At 48.4% G+C, this 16271-nt stretch carries 10 protein-coding genes; 7 read left to right on the forward strand and 3 right to left on the reverse strand.

All coding sequences use genetic code 11. The annotated features are described in order from the left end of the window. Positions 1 to 5 precede the first annotated feature (5 nt). From QZT80_RS23260 to pbpC, 3 genes are all read left to right on the forward strand, one after another. Complete coding sequence (locus tag QZT80_RS23260) at positions 6 to 1568, forward strand: ATP-binding cassette domain-containing protein (RefSeq protein WP_295128017.1); 1563 nt, start codon at positions 6 to 8, stop codon at positions 1566 to 1568. Between the two features lie 67 nt (positions 1569 to 1635). Beyond that, positions 1636 to 7206, forward strand: a complete 5571-nt coding sequence (locus QZT80_RS23265) for an MG2 domain-containing protein (RefSeq protein ID WP_295128020.1) — start codon at positions 1636 to 1638, stop codon at positions 7204 to 7206. 67 nt (positions 7207 to 7273) lie between these two features. Then, on the forward strand, positions 7274 to 9667 hold the full coding sequence (gene pbpC / locus QZT80_RS23270; RefSeq protein WP_295128023.1) for a penicillin-binding protein 1C: 2394 nt from the start codon (positions 7274 to 7276) through the stop codon (positions 9665 to 9667). Here pbpC and QZT80_RS23275 read toward each other — a convergent pair. Together QZT80_RS23275 and QZT80_RS23280 are read right to left on the reverse strand one after the other, a co-directional pair. Next, complete coding sequence (locus tag QZT80_RS23275) at positions 9661 to 10932, reverse strand: replication-associated recombination protein A (RefSeq protein WP_295128026.1); 1272 nt, start codon at positions 10930 to 10932, stop codon at positions 9661 to 9663. The genes pbpC and QZT80_RS23275 overlap by 7 nt on opposite strands. A 14-nt stretch (positions 10933 to 10946) precedes the next feature. Continuing rightward, positions 10947 to 11480 (reverse strand): hypothetical protein, encoded by a 534-nt coding sequence (locus tag QZT80_RS23280; RefSeq protein WP_295128028.1) that lies wholly within the window; start codon positions 11478 to 11480, stop codon positions 10947 to 10949. Positions 11481 to 11602: 122 nt separating this feature from the next. On the opposite strand from QZT80_RS23280, the gene QZT80_RS23285 reads away from it, so the two are divergent. Then, the gene (locus tag QZT80_RS23285; protein WP_295128031.1) at positions 11603 to 13648 is read left to right on the forward strand and encodes a M13 family metallopeptidase; all 2046 of its coding nucleotides are present in this window, start codon (positions 11603 to 11605) and stop codon (positions 13646 to 13648) included. 512 nt (positions 13649 to 14160) lie between these two features. Here QZT80_RS23285 and QZT80_RS23290 read toward each other — a convergent pair. After that, positions 14161 to 14526 carry a helix-turn-helix domain-containing protein gene (locus tag QZT80_RS23290; RefSeq protein ID WP_295128033.1) on the reverse strand — a complete coding sequence of 122 codons (366 nt, stop codon included), beginning with the start codon at positions 14524 to 14526 and terminating at the stop codon, positions 14161 to 14163. A gap of 183 nt (positions 14527 to 14709) precedes the next feature. Between QZT80_RS23290 and QZT80_RS23295 the strand changes: the two genes are divergently transcribed. The 3 genes from QZT80_RS23295 to QZT80_RS23305 are packed head-to-tail and all read left to right on the forward strand — an operon-like array spanning position 14710 to position 16257. Continuing rightward, on the forward strand, positions 14710 to 15279 hold the full coding sequence (locus QZT80_RS23295) for a YceI family protein (protein ID WP_295128036.1): 570 nt from the start codon (positions 14710 to 14712) through the stop codon (positions 15277 to 15279). An 18-nt stretch (positions 15280 to 15297) separates the two neighbouring features. Next, positions 15298 to 15831: a YceI family protein gene (locus QZT80_RS23300; RefSeq protein WP_295128039.1), complete on the forward strand. Its 534-nt coding sequence runs from the start codon at positions 15298 to 15300 to the stop codon at positions 15829 to 15831. Positions 15832 to 15852: 21 nt separating this feature from the next. Beyond that, positions 15853 to 16257 carry a hypothetical protein gene (locus QZT80_RS23305; RefSeq protein ID WP_295128042.1) on the forward strand — a complete coding sequence of 135 codons (405 nt, stop codon included), beginning with the start codon at positions 15853 to 15855 and terminating at the stop codon, positions 16255 to 16257. Positions 16258 to 16271 lie beyond the last annotated feature (14 nt).

The raw sequence follows: 16271 nt of genomic DNA on the forward strand, positions 1-16271 counted from the left end.
AATTTATGAGAAAGGGCTTCGGTTATCCCGCTAAATTTCCCAATTTTAGGCCCTGGAGATCAATAGATATGGAGATTATGGCAGATCAGCAATTTCTTTCGTTAGAGCATATAACAGTTAGGTACCTGGATAAAACGTTATTTACAGGTCTTACCTGGGAAGTGAAAAAAGGAGAACAGTGGGCGATTGTAGGGCCCAGTGGGGCTGGTAAATCGAGCTTACTGCAGGCAATTGCCGGTAAGTTTAACGTAATTAACGGCGCTATCCGCCACCATTTCTACCAGGAGTATGCTGCCACGCATACCATTAGTGATCCTTACTTTACCTATCGCAACCTCATCGCCCAGGTATCGCATCACCACGAATTCCGCAACCGCTCTAACCTGGCGGGCGACTTTTACTACCAGCAACGATTCAACAGTTCCGATTCCGGCGATGCCTTAAAGGTGCGGGAATATCTGTTTGAAGAAGGCGAAGTAGAAGACCGTGCCTTTGAAGCGCTTAACATCCGTCCCCTGCTGGATAAGGAAGTGATTAAATTGTCCAACGGCGAAACCCGTCGTGTAATGATTGCCAAAGCGCTGCTGAAGAAGCCGGTATTGTTAATGCTCGATAATCCTTTTACCGGGTTGGACGTGCAGGCGCGTAAGAACTTCCAGGAAATTGTGGACGAGGTGGTGGCTTCGGGCACCACCGTGTTGCTGGTAACTTCCTATACTGAAATACCATCTTCCATTACCCATGTACTGGAACTGGAAGAAGGCCGTATTGTCGGATCGTTTACCCGCGCAGCGTTTATGGCCCGGCCGAAACCGGAAGTGCATAAGGAAGAATTTAGCATGGATGGCGAACGTATTGCCGCCCTGGTGGCCAATGCCCCCAAATATCCAGGTTTCGAATACATGGTGCGCATGGAGAATGTGCATGTACAATATGGAGAGAACATAATTCTTGACGGGATTAACTGGGCGGTGAGGCCTGGTGATAAATGGGCGTTATCCGGCCCCAATGGCGCCGGTAAATCCACCCTGCTCAGTCTTGTGAATGCCGATAATCCCCAGGGGTACGCTAATAAGATCGTGCTGTTCGACCGCCAGCGCGGTACCGGAGAAAGCATCTGGGATATTAAGAAACAGATAGGTTTTGTATCGCCCGAATTACACCAGTACTTTACATCTGCCGCCTCCTGCGAACAGGTAGCCGGTTCAGGGTTTCACGATACAATGGGGTACATGCGCAGCTGTACGCCCGAACAATTATCCACCGCCGCGGCGTGGATGGAGATCTTAGGTATCGGCGGCTATACGAAAACCGCTTTTAAAGGCGTTCCTGAAAGTGTACAGCGATTAACACTGCTGGCCAGGGCCCTGGTAAAGAACCCGCCACTGCTCATTCTCGACGAACCCTGCCAGGGACTGGACGTACAACAGAAAGCGCATTTCAGGAACATACTCGAAACACTTTGCAGCCACCTTTTTGTGACCATGATTTATGTGACGCACTACGAAGAAGAACTCCCGGCCTGTGTAGACAAGTTTATCCGCCTGCAGAAAGGGAAGATGGTATAAACGTTCTTTCTAACGGAATCATTTATTAGTTATCTTTAATTATTCTAGTCCTTATAAAACCTGGTACATGTACCCAAAACAACTTAGGTCGGCACTACCTGCAGCCGTGCTTCTTTTTACTGCGCTCGTGTTTTTCTTCGCCTGTCGCAGTTCCAAAAAAGTAATGAATCCCGAATTTGCGAAGTATATAGATGCCTATACTACGGGCATTATATCCAAGCAAAGCGCCATCCGTATTCAGCTAGCCACGCCGGTGAGCGAACCGCACGCGCAGAACGAAGAAATGGATAAAGACGTATTCAGCTTTTCGCCCTCCATTAAAGGAAAGGCGTATTGGGTAGATGCGAGTACGATCGAATTCCGCCCTTCGGAGAACATGACGGCCGGTAAGGATTACAAGGCGGAGTTTAAACTCTCGAAAGTATATAAGGACATTCCCTCGGAACTAAAGCAATTCAATTTCGACTTCCAGGTAATTAAGCCGAGCTTTTCTGTAGAGGACAATGGTTTGAAAGCCTTTGGCAATACCTCCATGGACAGGATGACGCTGACAGGCGTTATTTATACGGCGGATGTGGAAGACCCGCAGCAGATTGAAAAAGTATTTACGGCCGAACACCAGGGTAAACGTTTGCCCGTTACCTGGGCGCATAACGCCACTAACCGTGAATATAAATTTACCATCGATAATATCCGCCGGGCAGAAGGAGCAACACAGCTCAATATTTCCTGGGACGGAAAAACGATTGCGGCCGATGTAAATGGCGCGCGTAACCTGCAGGTGCCGGCGATCGGTGACTTCAAAGTGCTGGACGTTCGCCCGGTATACGAGCCTGAACAATACCTGCTGGTACAATTCTCCGATCCCCTTAATGCCACCCAGTCGCTGGAAGGCCTGCTGGGTATTGCGGGTATCAGCGATTTACGTTATACCATAGAGGGAAGTGAAGTGAAAGTTTACGCTCCCGAGCGTTTACAGGGAAGTTATAACGTTGCCGTTAACGAAGGTGTTATTAATGCGAACGATAAAAAACTCGATAATAGCTTTTCAAGTGCTGTAACCTTCGAGAACAGGCTGCCTTCGGTAAGCATTCCCGGTAAAGGTGTGATACTGCCTTCGTCCGGTAAACTGGTGCTGCCGTTCGAAGCCGTAAACCTGAACGCGGTAGATGTAACAGTGATCAAGATCTACGAAAGAAATATCCCTCAATATTTACAAAGGAACAACCTCGACGGGCAGGATGAACTGCGCCGCGTAGGTACGCCGGTGGTAAGAAAAACAGTTCGCCTGGACCTGGATAAATCGCTGAACCTGCACCGTAGCAACCGTTTTAACCTCGACCTGGAGCAACTGCTGCGCACAGAGCCGGGCGCTATCTATCGCGTGACCATCGGTTTCCGTAAAGATTATTCGCTGAGTAGCTGTGCCGGCGAAGGCACGGCATCCGGTGAAAATAGTGATGGTGAAGAAGAGGACGGCCGTTATTATGGAGATAAGATCGATGAGGACGACGACTTCTGGAGCCGTTACGACAGCTATTATCCTTATGGATACAACTGGGACGAACGTAACAGCCCCTGTTCAAATTCCTACTACAATAAAGAAAAATGGGCCAGCCGTAACATTATCGCCTCCAACATTGGCATCATCGCCAAACGTGGTAACGATAACAGCATGGTGGTAGCCGTAACAGACATCCGCGACGCCAAACCTTTAAGTGGCGTAGAACTGGAACTGCTCGATTACCAGGGCCTGGTACTGGAAAAAGTGAAGAGCGATGGAGATGGCATTGCGCACATCCAGCTTAAACGTAAACCTTACCTGCTCATCGCCAAAAAGGAAACCGAAAGAGGTTACCTGAAACTGGACGATGGCAACTCCCTGCCCCTTAGCCGCTTCGATGTAAAAGGAGAAGAAATACAAAGCGGTATTAAAGGTTTCCTCTACGGCGAGCGTGGTGTATGGCGCCCCGGCGACTCCCTGTTCCTCACCTTCGTGCTGGAAGACAAGGATAATAAACTTCCTGAAAACCACCCGGTGACGATGGAACTGTATAACCCGAAAGGACAGTTGTACCGCCGCATTACGCAAAGCCAGTCGTTGAACGGCTTTTATAAGTTCCAGACATTTACGGAGTCAGAAGCCATTACGGGCAGTTACACTGCTAAAGTAAAAGTAGGTGGCGCCACCTTCAGCAAAAACGTTCGCATAGAAACGGTAAAACCTAACCGACTGAAGATAAAAGTAGACTTTGGAAAAGAATCATTGTCCAAAGGTAGCACAGGTACTTTAAGTGCGATGTGGTTGTTTGGCGCTACCGCGCAGAACTTAAAGGCGAAAGTAGATGTATCGCTCACCTCTAAAAATACCAGCTTCCCTAAGTTTGAATCCTATCACTTCGACGATCCTGCATCGCGGTTTGAGGTAGAGAACAAAACGATATTCGAAGGTAGTTTAGGCGAAAGTGGCAGCGCGCCATTGTCTACCGCACTAAACGTGGAGAAACAGGCACCTGGTGTACTGAATGCCAACTTCGAAGTAAAGGTATTTGAGCCGGGCGGCGACTTCAGCATCGACCACTTCTCCATGCCTTACCATGTTTACGAAAGTTATGTAGGTGTAAGCGCTCCTGAGGGCGACAGGCTTACGGGTATGCTGGTAACGGGCAAGAATCATGAAGTAAGCATTGTAAACGTAGATGATAATGGAAGATTGCTGAGCGGCACCCGTACCGTAGAAGTAAGTGTATATAAAGTAAGATGGAGATGGTGGTGGGATGAGAATGAGAACGATTACTCCAACTTCTTCAATGATAGCTATAACCAGTTCCTGACAAAAGAAGATGTGGTATTAACGGGTGGCAAGGGTAAATACCTGCTGCGTGTAGATGAACCCAACTGGGGCCGTTACCTGATCCGTGTGAAAGATAAGGAAAGTGGTCACGCCGCTGGTCAGACGGTATATATCGACTGGCCCGATTGGGCAGGCCGTATGGCGAAAGAGAATCCTGGAGAGGCAGCCATGCTGGTGTTTAATGCGGATAAAGAGAAGTACAAGGTTGGAGAAGAAGTGAAACTGACCATCCCCAGCGGAACAGGTGGCCGTGCCCTGATCAGTATTGAATCGGGCAGTAAGGTATTAAAGACCGACTGGGTGAATACCGAAAAAGGACAAACCATTTATAAGTTTAAGGCCGATGCCACCATGGCACCTAACGTGTATGTGAATATCAGCCTGCTGCAGCCACATGCACAAACCGTTAACGACCTCCCTATCCGCATGTACGGCACCGTGCCTATCCTGGTAGAAGATCCTAACACGATCCTTAAACCAACCATTACAATGCCCGATAAACTGCGTCCGGAAGATAAAGCAAGTATTACGGTAGCAGAGGCAGGCGGTAAAGCCATGACGTACACCATCGCTATCGTAGACGAAGGCCTGCTGGACCTCACGCGTTTCAAAACGCCTGACCCGCACAGTTCCTTCTACGCCCGCGAAGCACTGGGTGTTAAAACCTGGGACCTGTTCGATTATGTAATTGGTGCATGGGGTACCGATCTTGAAAGAATATTAAGTATCGGTGGTGACGAGGGGCTGAATAAAAACGCCAGTGGCGCGAAAGCGAACCGCTTTAAACCAGTGGTGAAATTCATGGGTCCATTCTATCTTAAAAAAGGAGAAAAACAAACCCACCAGTTCCAGCTGCCGCCTTACATTGGTTCTGTAAAAGCGATGGTGGTTGCTGGTTACGAAGGTGCATACGGTAATGCAGAAAAAACAGTAGCCGTTAAAAAGCCGCTGATGCTGCTTACTTCTATGCCGCGTGTATTAGGTCCTACCGAAACCGTACAACTGCCTGTAACCGTGTTTGGCCTGGAGCCGCACGTGCGCAGTGCTAACGTAACCATCACGCCCAACGGATTATTCGATGTGGTGGGCGAGCGTACTAAAACAGTAACATTTAGCCAGCCCGGCGAGCAGATGGTATACTTCGATGTACAGGTAAGGGCGCAAACAGGCGTGGGTAAAATCACCGTAACCGCTACCAGTGGTAAAGAGAAAGCAGAAGAGAGCGTAGAGCTGGTCGTTCGTAATCCTAACCCTGTCATCAGTAATGTAATAGAAGCCACCGTAGAACCGGGCACTAACTGGAATTCGGCTTACAAACCTGTGGGCATGGCGGGCAGCAATACCGGTGTACTGGAAGTATCGTCCATACCACCGTTAAACCTTGGTAAACGACTGAACTACCTGATACAATATCCGCACGGTTGCGTAGAGCAAACTACATCATCCGTATTCCCGCAATTATTCCTGGGTAGCATTACCGACCTGTCGCCTAACAAGCAGGCCGAGATGGACAAAAACGTAAAAGCAGGTATTAACAGGCTGCGTGGTTTCCAATTGTCTGATGGCGGACTCGGTTACTGGCCTGGTGCTTCCCGCTCCGACGAATGGGGCACCAACTATGCTGGTCATTTTATGTTAGAAGCGCAGGAGAAAGGTTACACCCTGCCTCCGGGCTTCCTGGACCAGTGGAAGAAATACCAGAAGAACAAAGCAGTGAGCTGGACGGTGAACTCTTCGAACTTCTACGGCGCAGACCTTGATCAATCTTATCGCCTGTACCTGCTCGCCATGGCGAAAGCGCCGGAACTGGGAGCGATGAACAGGTTGAAAGAATTCAAATATTTATCTGTTACCGCTAAATGGAGATTGGCTGCTGCTTATAAATTAGCGGGTCAGCCGGAAACTGCGGCTGCCTTGCTGAAAGGTTTGGGCACGGAAATTAAGCCTTACAATCAGTTGAGCGGTACGTACGGTTCCGACCTCCGCGACCGCGCCATGATATTGGAAACATTGACGCTGATGGGGCAACGTGCATCGGCAGGCAACCTGTTAAGGCAGGTAGCCGCTGATCTCTCGAAAGACACCTGGTATAGCACGCAAACTACTGCGTACTCACTGATCGCGATCGCTAAATACTGCGGCGCGAATAAGCCAGGTACAAAGATGAATGCAGCGTACACCCTGAACGGAACGGCGGGTAACCTTAACAGCGCCACCTACCTGGCACAGGTGCCTATCACCATTCGTGGTACAGCCGAAGGAAACGCCGGTGTGACTAACAGGGGACAGAGCCTGTTGTTTGTGCGCCTCATCCTCGAAGGGCAGCCAGAGATTGGCGAAAATCCATACGCATCCAATAATCCCGATGTGTTAACGATGGACGTACAATATAAAAACCGCAACGGTCAGGCTATTGATCCGGCGCAACTGCGTCAGGGCAGCGACTTCGTAGCCACCGTAACCATGCGTAATCCTGGTAAACGTGGTTACTACGAGCAAATGGCACTTACACAGGTATTTCCATCTGGATGGGAAATTATTAACACCCGCCTGATGGGTAACGACAGCGCGGTACGTGTATCGCCGTTTACTTACCAGGACATTCGCGACGACAGGGTGTATACTTATTTCAATATTGAAGAAACAAAAACTGTTACTTACCAGGTGTTGCTGAACGCAGCATACACCGGTAAATACTACCTCCCCGCCACCGCGGCCGAAGCGATGTATGACAACAGCATACATGCCTTTGTACCGGGCAAGTGGGTAGAAGTAACGAAGTAAGAACAATATGTAATGGCAGCCGGCCCCATTCCGTAACCCGGAATGGGGCTTGCGCTTAAAGAAAAGTATGAAGGAACGATTGAAAAGATGGGCGATTAAAAGGAAGTGGTGGCTGGCAGCCTTCGCGGTATTACTCATTTGCTATTATTTCTGCCTGCCCCGTAAACTGTTCCTGGCGCCAACTTCATACGTGGTAGAAGATAATAATGGCGAGCTGTTAAGCGCCGCTATCGCAAAGGACGGGCAGTGGCGGTTTCCCGGTGATAAAGAAGTGCCGGAAAAGTTTGCCGACTGCATTGTGGCGTATGAGGATAAACGATTTTATTATCACTGGGGCGTAGATCCTATTGCGATAGGCCGCGCTGTAAAGCAAAACCTTGGTGGAAGAAAAGTCGTGAGCGGTGGCAGTACGTTGACGATGCAGGTTATTCGTTTGTATCGTAATCAGCCCCGTAACATCTGGCAAAAGATGGTGGAAACCGTGCTGGCTACCAGGCTGGAGTTTCGCTATTCCAAAAAAACGATATTAGGTCTGTATGCGGCCAATGCCCCTTTCGGTGGTAATGTAGTAGGGCTCGAAGCGGCATCGTGGCGTTATTACGGCCGTAAACCCACGCAGTTATCGTGGGGCGAGATGGCTGCCCTCGCCGTATTGCCTAACAGTCCGGCGTTGGTGCATCCGGGGCGTAACCGGCAAACCTTACTGAACAAACGAAACAGGCTGCTCGATAAACTGATGGAAGATGGTAAGCTGGATAGCGCCGCCTGTTCACTGGCCAAACTCGAACCTATTCCCGATCAGCCGCTCGCTTTACCACAATCTGCACCCCACCTGCTGGATTTATTCCGCACACAGCAGGCCAGCAACAAAGAAGATACACGCGTGCGCAGTTCTATCGACGGTAGCCTGCAGCGCAACGTGATCGATATTTTGAATCGCTACCATACGGGCTTCCGGGCTAACGGCATTAACAACGCTGCTGCCCTGGTGCTGGATGTAGAAACGGGCAATGCGCTCGCTTACGTAGGTAATGTATACGATCCTTCCAACAGCGAATTAGAAAGTTATGTAGATGTGATACAGGCAGTAAGGAGTCCGGGTAGTACGCTGAAACCTTTATTGTATGCGGCCATGATGAGCGATGGGATGATTTTACCGAACACCCTTATCCCGGATATTCCCACGCAGATAGCGGGCTATACACCGCAGAACTTCGATCTTGATTTTGATGGGGCAGTACCGGCCAATCGCGCGCTTTCGCGCTCGTTGAATATTCCGGCGGTGCGTATGCTGCAGCAATACCGTTACCAGCGTTTTCATGCACTGTTAAGAAGATTGGGTATTACTACACTTACACAACCCGCCAATCACTACGGTCTTTCGCTGATATTGGGCGGTGGAGGTACCAATCTTTGGGAGCTGGCAGGTGTATACGCCAGCCTGGCCCGCACGCTCGATCATATGGAGCAAAATGAAGGTAAATATGATGAAGATGATTTTCATGCTGCCGGGTTTCGTTTGCGCGAAACAAGGCCATCTAAACATAAGCTAAGTCCGTACGGCGTCGTAGATGCCGCAGCGATATGGTACGCCTTTCAGGCCATGGAAGATGTGATGCGACCTGGAGAAGAATTTCTCTGGCAGCAATTCTCCTCCTCCCAGCGCATAGCCTGGAAAACAGGTACCAGCTTTGGTTTTAGAGATGGATGGGCGATTGGTGTAACGCCCCAATACGTAGTAGGCGTGTGGGTAGGTAATACAGATGGAGAAGGACGGCCGGGTTTATTAGGTGTGGCCACTGCGGCGCCGGTGATGTTCGATATTTTCAGGCAACTGAATATTTCGCGCTGGTTCGATATGCCGGCTAATAAGATGAGTAAAATAAGTGTGTGCAGGCAAAGCGGTCAACGGGCAGGCGAGTATTGTAACGACATTGATTCGGTGTTGGTGCCCACGCCCGGGTTACGTTCTGCCGTGTGTCCGTACCACCAGCTGGTGCATCTTGATGCTACCGGTAAATGGCGGGTAACAGAGGCTTGTGAATTACCGCAGCAGATGGTGCATAAAAGCTGGTTTGTATTGCCACCTTCCATAGAGTATTATTATCGCAGTAAACATATTTACGAGCCGCTGCCTGCCTATAAACCAGGTTGTAATACCGGCGAAGCAGGCGGGCATTCGATGGGACTCATTTATCCAAGACCTGATGCCCGGATTTATGTGCCGCTGGAACTAGACGGGAGTCGTGGTGAAACCATATTCCGCGCCACCCACCGCGATCCGGAAGCAAAAATATTCTGGCACCTGGACAATGCTTATGTGGGTACTACCGCTACCTTCCACCAATTGCCACTACGGCCATCGGAAGGTAAACATACGATTACGCTGGTTGATGAAAGCGGGGAGGAACTACAGTTGCAGTTCGAGATACTGAATAAGGACAAAGGGGCAGATCAATAACCGTATTTATCTTTCCAGAGATTTTTCAGGTACCGGCGTAATTCATCTTCCCTTGCATTATTACCCGGGTTGTAAAACTTAGTACCTGCAAGGCGGTCCGGCAGGTACTCCTGCTCGGAGAAGTTGCCGTCGTAACTATGTGCGTATTTATAATCTTTACCGTATCCCTGCTGCTTCATCAGTTTAGTGGGTGCATTACGGATGTGCATGGGCACAGCCAGGTCACCTGTTTGCGACACCACACTTTGCGCACGGTTAATCGCCTCGTAAGAAGCATTACTTTTTGGCGAAGAGGCCAGGTAAGTAACACATTGCGACAGGATGATGCGCGATTCAGGGTTGCCTATCAGGTTAACCGCCTGGAAACAACTCGTAGCCAGCAGCAGTGCGTTGGGATTTGCATTACCGATATCTTCCGAAGCAAGTATACATAACCTGCGGGCGATAAACTTCACATCTTCGCCACCTGCCAGCATGCGCGCCAGCCAGTACACAGCACCGTTAGGATCGCTGCCGCGTATGGATTTAATGAAAGCAGAAATGATATCGTAATGCTGTTCGCCTGTTTTGTCGTAGATCGCCACACGCTGTTGCGCGATCTCCATCACCTTTTCATTCGTGATCTCGATCGTATCTTCAGTACCCAGTGTTTGTACCACCAGTTCGAAAAGGTTCAGCAGTTTTCGCGCATCGCCGCCGGAGATGTTGAACATCGCTTCCGTTTCCGAAAATACGATCGGCTTTCTTCTGAGCCATTCGTCGCGGTCGATGGCCTGTTGTAACAACTGCATCAGCTGTTCTTCGCCCAATCCTCTTAAAACATATACCTGGCAACGCGAAAGCAAGGCCGCATTTACTTCGAACGATGGATTTTCGGTAGTAGCGCCAATGAGTGTGATGGTGCCTTTTTCAACAGCGCCCAGTAAGGCATCCTGTTGCGATTTATTAAAACGGTGGATCTCGTCGATGAACAACACCGCCTGTTGCTGGTGTTTCGCCATCTCTATCACCTCCCTTACTTCTTTAACGCCTGCAGCAATAGCGCTGAGCGTATAGAAGGGTACATTAAGCGTATGCGCCACGATGTTCGCGATCGTAGTTTTGCCTACACCTGGAGGGCCCCAGAGGATCATGGAGGGGATTTTACCCTGTTCCAGTGCCTTGCGTAATATGCTACCCTGGCCGGTAAGATGTTCCTGGCCTACAAGATCTGCGAGCGTGGCCGGGCGGAGGCGTTCCGCCAGTGGTGCGGAGTTCTGTTGCATACTATATGGTTAATTTATTGATTGTCTCCATCGGGTGTTTCTTCTTCCTCCGGTAATGTAGCTCTTAGTTGCCTGGAGTATTGGATGGAGATGATGCAGTTCACGATAATAGCAATAGCATGGATGCCCACTAATATGAGGGCAATATTTATACTGGCATGAGCGCTGGATAAAAACAACTGCTTCTCTTCCGCAGTCGCATCTTTCGGGATCATCTGTTTCAACGTTTTCTGCATTTCGGTAGCAGGTGTTCTGAGCGTATTGATGATACCCGTCACGATGCTGATACCCCAGATAAATGCGCCAATTGAAGTTAAGTTGATAGCCATCGGCAAACCTGGTTTTGCAGGAGTGCCTGGTGTAAGGAAGTGGCGCTGTAAGGACAGGCAGTTCCAGTTATGGAGGAACGCTGCAACAATAAGCAGCAGACTGAACATGGCTGCCATTGGATTCACGAACATCGCCATAAACAGAATCAAACCAAAGAAGGAAAGCACTATTGTATTACCAATCGTTAGAAAACGGAAGAGCCCAAACCGGAATGTCATAATATATATACAATTTTGCAAACTAATAACCCTGCAAACGTACGAAATTTTCAGGCGGCCTGCCAGGTTGACTGCCGGAACCGGATTTTCCATAACTTTAACCGATCTAAAAACCTGACTTCATGTACAAACATTTTTTGGTAGTTGCAACAACGCTGGTTGCTGGCGCCGCCGCATTTACAGGATGCGCGCCCAAGCAGGAAGCGAAGGCTGAGGCTGTGCCTGCCTTCGACACCGCTTCGCTGGACCGGAGCATTGCTCCATGCGAAGACTTCGACGCATTTGCGAACGCCGGCTGGAAAAAGTCGAACCCCATACCCGGTACAGAAAGCCGCTGGGGTGCTTTTAACGTGCTGGACAAGGAGAATAAAGAAGTTCGCCTTAAAGGTATCATCAATGAAATAGTAGGCAAAACCGATCTTAAGAAAGGGACCGAAGAACAACAGATAGCCGATTATTACAAATCCTTCCTCGATTCTGCCACCATCGAAAAACGTGGGGTGGAACCACTGAAACCTTACCTCGATAAGATTGCTGCAGTGACCAGCCTGAAAGAATGGGCGGCCGTGACAGGCGAAATGCAGAAGTTCGGCGTACCCACCGTGGCCGGTTTTGGCGTGGAAGGCGATCTGAAGAATAGTAAGATAAATGCATTGTACCAGGGGCAGGATGGCCTGAGCCTCGGTGAAAGAAGTTACTACGAACGTGCCGACGAAAGCACGGAGAACGTACGTAAAGAGTTTGTACAACACATCAACAAAATGTTTGCCCTTGCCGGCTGGAGCGATACCACCGCAGGCAAAACGATCTTCGAATTCGAGAAGAAAGTAGCACTGCTGCAGCTTACGAATGTAGAACTGCGCGATCCTGTTAAAACATACAACAAGGCCGCCTTCGCAGAACTGGCAACACTGATGCCCGACTACGACTGGACTGGCTTTGCCACTGCGCAGGGTATTAAATCCGATTCGGTGATCATCCAGAACAAAGCGTACCTTTCTAACCTGAACAAGTTATTGAAAGCAACACCGCTGGAAACATTGAAAACGTATTCCCGCTGGCAGTTGCTTACACACTTCGCAGGTTTTCTTCCCAAACCGCTCGACGACGAGGACTTCCGCTTCTTCGCTACCGTGATGCGCGGTACCAAAGCACAGCGTCCGCGTGTAGACAGGGCTATCCGTTCTACAGATGGTATTATGGGCATGCCGCTGGGCAAACTGTTCGTGAAGAAATACTTCCCCGAATCTTCTAAAGAAAAGGTATCAGAAATGATCGAGAACGTACGCACAGTATATGGCGAACGCGTAGATCAGTTGAGCTGGATGGGTAAGGAAACAAAAGAGATGGCACATAAAAAGCTGAAAGCTTTCACCTACAAAATCGGTTATCCTGATAAATGGAAAGATTATTCCAGCATCGATATTCAGGGCGACAAACTGGTAGAGAACGTGATTAACGCCGCCCTTTACAAGCACAACGAAAATATAGCTAAAATAGGTAAAGACGTAGACCGTAAAGAATGGCTGATGACGCCACAAACGGTGAATGCGTATTACAATCCGCTGAACAACGAGATCGTGTTCCCCGCAGGCATCCTGCAGCCACCGTTCTTTAATGCGGATGCGGATGATGCGATTAACTACGGTGGTATCATTGCCGTAATCGGTCACGAGTTTACCCATGGTTTCGACGACCAGGGTTCGCAATTCGATGCAGAGGGTAACCTGAAAAACTGGTGGACAGAAGAGGACCGTAAACGTTTTGACACACTTGCTGGTAAATACATCAACTACTTTAGTGGTATTGAAGTGCTGCCAGGCTTTAAAGTGAACGGTGCGCTCACGATCGGTGAAAATATCGCAGATCTGGGCGGTCTTACACTGGCCTACTACGCCCTTAAGAAATCCCTCGAGGGTAAAGCCGAACCTCCACTGGTGGACGGTTATAACTGGAAACAGCGTTTCTTCCTGGGCTGGGCGCAGGTATGGCACGCCAATATCACGGAAGCCGCTTTGCGCAACCAGATCCAAACCGATCCGCACTCTCCGGCCCGCGAAAGGATAAATGGTCCGCTGCCGCACCTGAAAGAGTTTTCTGAAGCATGGGGCTGTAAACCCGGCGATAAGATGGTATTGGGCGACTCTGCCCGTGTAGTGATCTGGTAAGAAACTTAGATATTTATTTCATCAGGCTTGGTGCTTTTTGCATCAAGCCTGATTCTTTTTGGTGCGACCCTGATTCTTTTTCGTGGGAGGTTGATTCTTTTTCGTTCAACCTTGCACCTTTTTCGTTTAACCTCTATCTTTTTTGTTCAATCTTGACTCTTTTTCATTCAACGTCGCATCTTTTTCGTTCTAGGTTAACTCTTTTTTATGCAGGGTTTTATCATTTTTGTTCAAATCTGATACCTGGTTGTTAGGTATTGAGCCTTTTTGCATGTTTTATATGTAATTACTACCGGTGGTTTGTAGGAAGCTGCTTCGTTGATACGCCTTCACCTTTTAATGTCTATTTCATGGTTGTTGATGCAAATACACATCACCTGGCTTTGCAGGATGTTTAAAGTCGCTATATTTGAAAAATTAGCGGGTGTAATCCGCTGGCTGTGTAGGATAAAAGGCAACCTTAACAGCGCGAACGCCGTAAGCTTTAGCCTGAGATATTGTGGGGGATAGCCTTAAAAAGCGAGTTTCTTTTCTTTGAAGTTCTTTCTGGCCGTTTCGATTTCGTCCTGGTGCGAAGTGGCCCATTCGGCCAGTTGCAGCATTTGTCCCAGTAAACTGCAGCCGAGCGAGGTAAGGGAGTATTCTACACGGGGAGGAATTTCCGGGAAGATTTGCCTTGAAACCAGGCCATTTTCTTCCAGGGAACGAAGGGTTACCGTCAGCATACGCTGGGAGATACCGGTTACCTGTTTTTTTAACTCGTTAAATCGTGCTACCTTAATTTGGCCGAGCGCGAGTATCGTAAAAATCGACCATTTGTCGCCAAGATGCGCTAAAACATCTTTAATTGGACAAAGAACCGTTTCACAATGTTCCATATCGAAAACTTTTTCAATTTTATTTTCGATTGTAAGTTCTTGATTTTCAGTATTAGTTACTATCATGTTACCAAGGTTTGACGCGGTACCCTCTTGGTGGTAATCGAGTTATTAAATAGCTTTGAGTTACTAAAGGTAACTAAATTTACAAAAAACATACTACCTAAATTTAAAAGAACAAAAATGAAGAAGATTACATTTATTGCAGCAAGCTTAATTTTTTCTGTATCCGCATTTGCACAAACCTGGAAACTGGATGCCGCTCACTCACGTGTAGGTTTTAGCCTGGTACACTATGGTGTTAACGAATTCCATGGCTCGTTTAAACAAACCGATGCTACTATCACTTCCGCTAAGCCTGACTTTACCGACGCTACTATCGATATCAAAGCTGAAGTAGCAAACATCAATACCGACAATACTCAGCGTGATGCGCACCTGCAGAAAGAAGATATGCTGGATGCTGCTAAATTCGGCACAGTTACTTTCAAAAGCACTACCTTCAAAAAAACAGGTGCTAAAACTTACGATGTACCAGGCGAATTGACTTTCCACGGTGTAACTAAACCTGTTATCCTGAAAGCTGAACTGGTGGGCACTGCTACACACCCAATGAACAAGAAAGAAATCGCTGGTTTCAAAGTAACCGGTACTTTCAAACGTTCTGACTTTGGCGTGGCGCAAGGTATGCCAGAAGCTATCCTGAGCGACGTGGTAACGATCCAGGCCGATACTGAGTTTGTAAAAGGCTAATTTTAAAACAAAGGATTTATGAAGAGGTTATTTTATGCAATAGCGCTCGTTGTCGCGGTAGCGGCCAGCGCATTCAAACCCGTAGCGGGCATAGATTGGAAGATTGCCGGAGGTTACTCCGTTAAGTTTTCGGCAGGGGAAGCGGCAGGTATATTTAAGGAGCTAAAAGGAACGATCAGCTTTGATGAAAATAACCTCAACGCTTCTAAATTCAATGTTACCATCCCCGTTGCCTCTATCAATACAGGCAATGCAATGATGAACAAACATGCCAAAGGCACGGATTGGTTCGATGCGGCGAAATATCCCAACATCACTTTTACCACTACTAAAATTGTAAAGGCAGGTACTGGCTACCAGGCACAGGGCACACTCGAGATGCACGGTGTTAAAAAAGCAATTACCCTTCCTTTCACATTTAAGAAAGTAGGTGCTGGTGGCGTTTTCGCAGGCACGTTTACGGTAAACCGTTCCGATTTCAAAATCGGTGAAGCCGGTGGCGATGTATCTAACGAAATCAAACTGGAAGTATCTGTTCCTGTTACCAAATAATTCAACTTTAAACGATAGCGCATGTTTAAGAAACTTTTGTTGCTGGCGGTTGTTTCCGGTGTACTCGCAGGCATAGCCTCCACGGTATATGCCAAGGTGTATGCAGAAAATACAGCGGGCGAATTCCCGGGCGTAGTCACTACTTCCGGCATGTTCATCACCTGTATCGGCGGTACCTTGCTGGCAGCTGTTGGTTACTGGCTGCTGCACAAACTGTTGAAACAACGGACGGAGCCAGTTTTTAATCTGCTCTTTACCATTTTTACTTTCGCTTCGTTGCTGGGTCCCATCTCGCACAGGCTGCCGTTGGATGCTGAGACTTTACCCGAGTTATTCCTCGGCCTCACAATTCCGATGCACTTTTTCCCTGCGTTGGGTTGGTATACCCTCAAGCCGCTGTTTTTTAAACCGGCACCGGATGCATAAGTAATAAGGTAAGT

The sequence above is a fragment of the uncultured Chitinophaga sp. genome (genome assembly GCF_902168175.1).
In the GTDB taxonomy this organism is placed as follows: Bacteria; Bacteroidota; Bacteroidia; order Chitinophagales; family Chitinophagaceae; genus Chitinophaga.

Excerpts from the sequence above, each read along its gene's own strand:
- QZT80_RS23285 (WP_295128031.1), top strand. The coding sequence starts at position 11,603 with ATGTACAAACATTTTTTGGTAGTTGCAACAACGCTGGTTGCTGGCGCC.
- QZT80_RS23305 (WP_295128042.1), top strand. The coding sequence starts at position 15,853 with ATGTTTAAGAAACTTTTGTTGCTGGCGGTTGTTTCCGGTGTACTCGCA.
- QZT80_RS23265 (WP_295128020.1), top strand. The coding sequence starts at position 1,636 with ATGTACCCAAAACAACTTAGGTCGGCACTACCTGCAGCCGTGCTTCTT.
- QZT80_RS23300 (WP_295128039.1), top strand. The coding sequence starts at position 15,298 with ATGAAGAGGTTATTTTATGCAATAGCGCTCGTTGTCGCGGTAGCGGCC.
- QZT80_RS23280 (WP_295128028.1), bottom strand. The coding sequence starts at position 11,480 with ATGACATTCCGGTTTGGGCTCTTCCGTTTTCTAACGATTGGTAATACA.
- pbpC (WP_295128023.1), top strand. The coding sequence starts at position 7,274 with ATGAAGGAACGATTGAAAAGATGGGCGATTAAAAGGAAGTGGTGGCTG.
- QZT80_RS23275 (WP_295128026.1), bottom strand. The coding sequence starts at position 10,932 with ATGCAACAGAACTCCGCACCACTGGCGGAACGCCTCCGCCCGGCCACG.
- QZT80_RS23260 (WP_295128017.1), top strand. The coding sequence starts at position 6 with ATGAGAAAGGGCTTCGGTTATCCCGCTAAATTTCCCAATTTTAGGCCC.
- QZT80_RS23290 (WP_295128033.1), bottom strand. The coding sequence starts at position 14,526 with ATGGAACATTGTGAAACGGTTCTTTGTCCAATTAAAGATGTTTTAGCG.
- QZT80_RS23295 (WP_295128036.1), top strand. The coding sequence starts at position 14,710 with ATGAAGAAGATTACATTTATTGCAGCAAGCTTAATTTTTTCTGTATCC.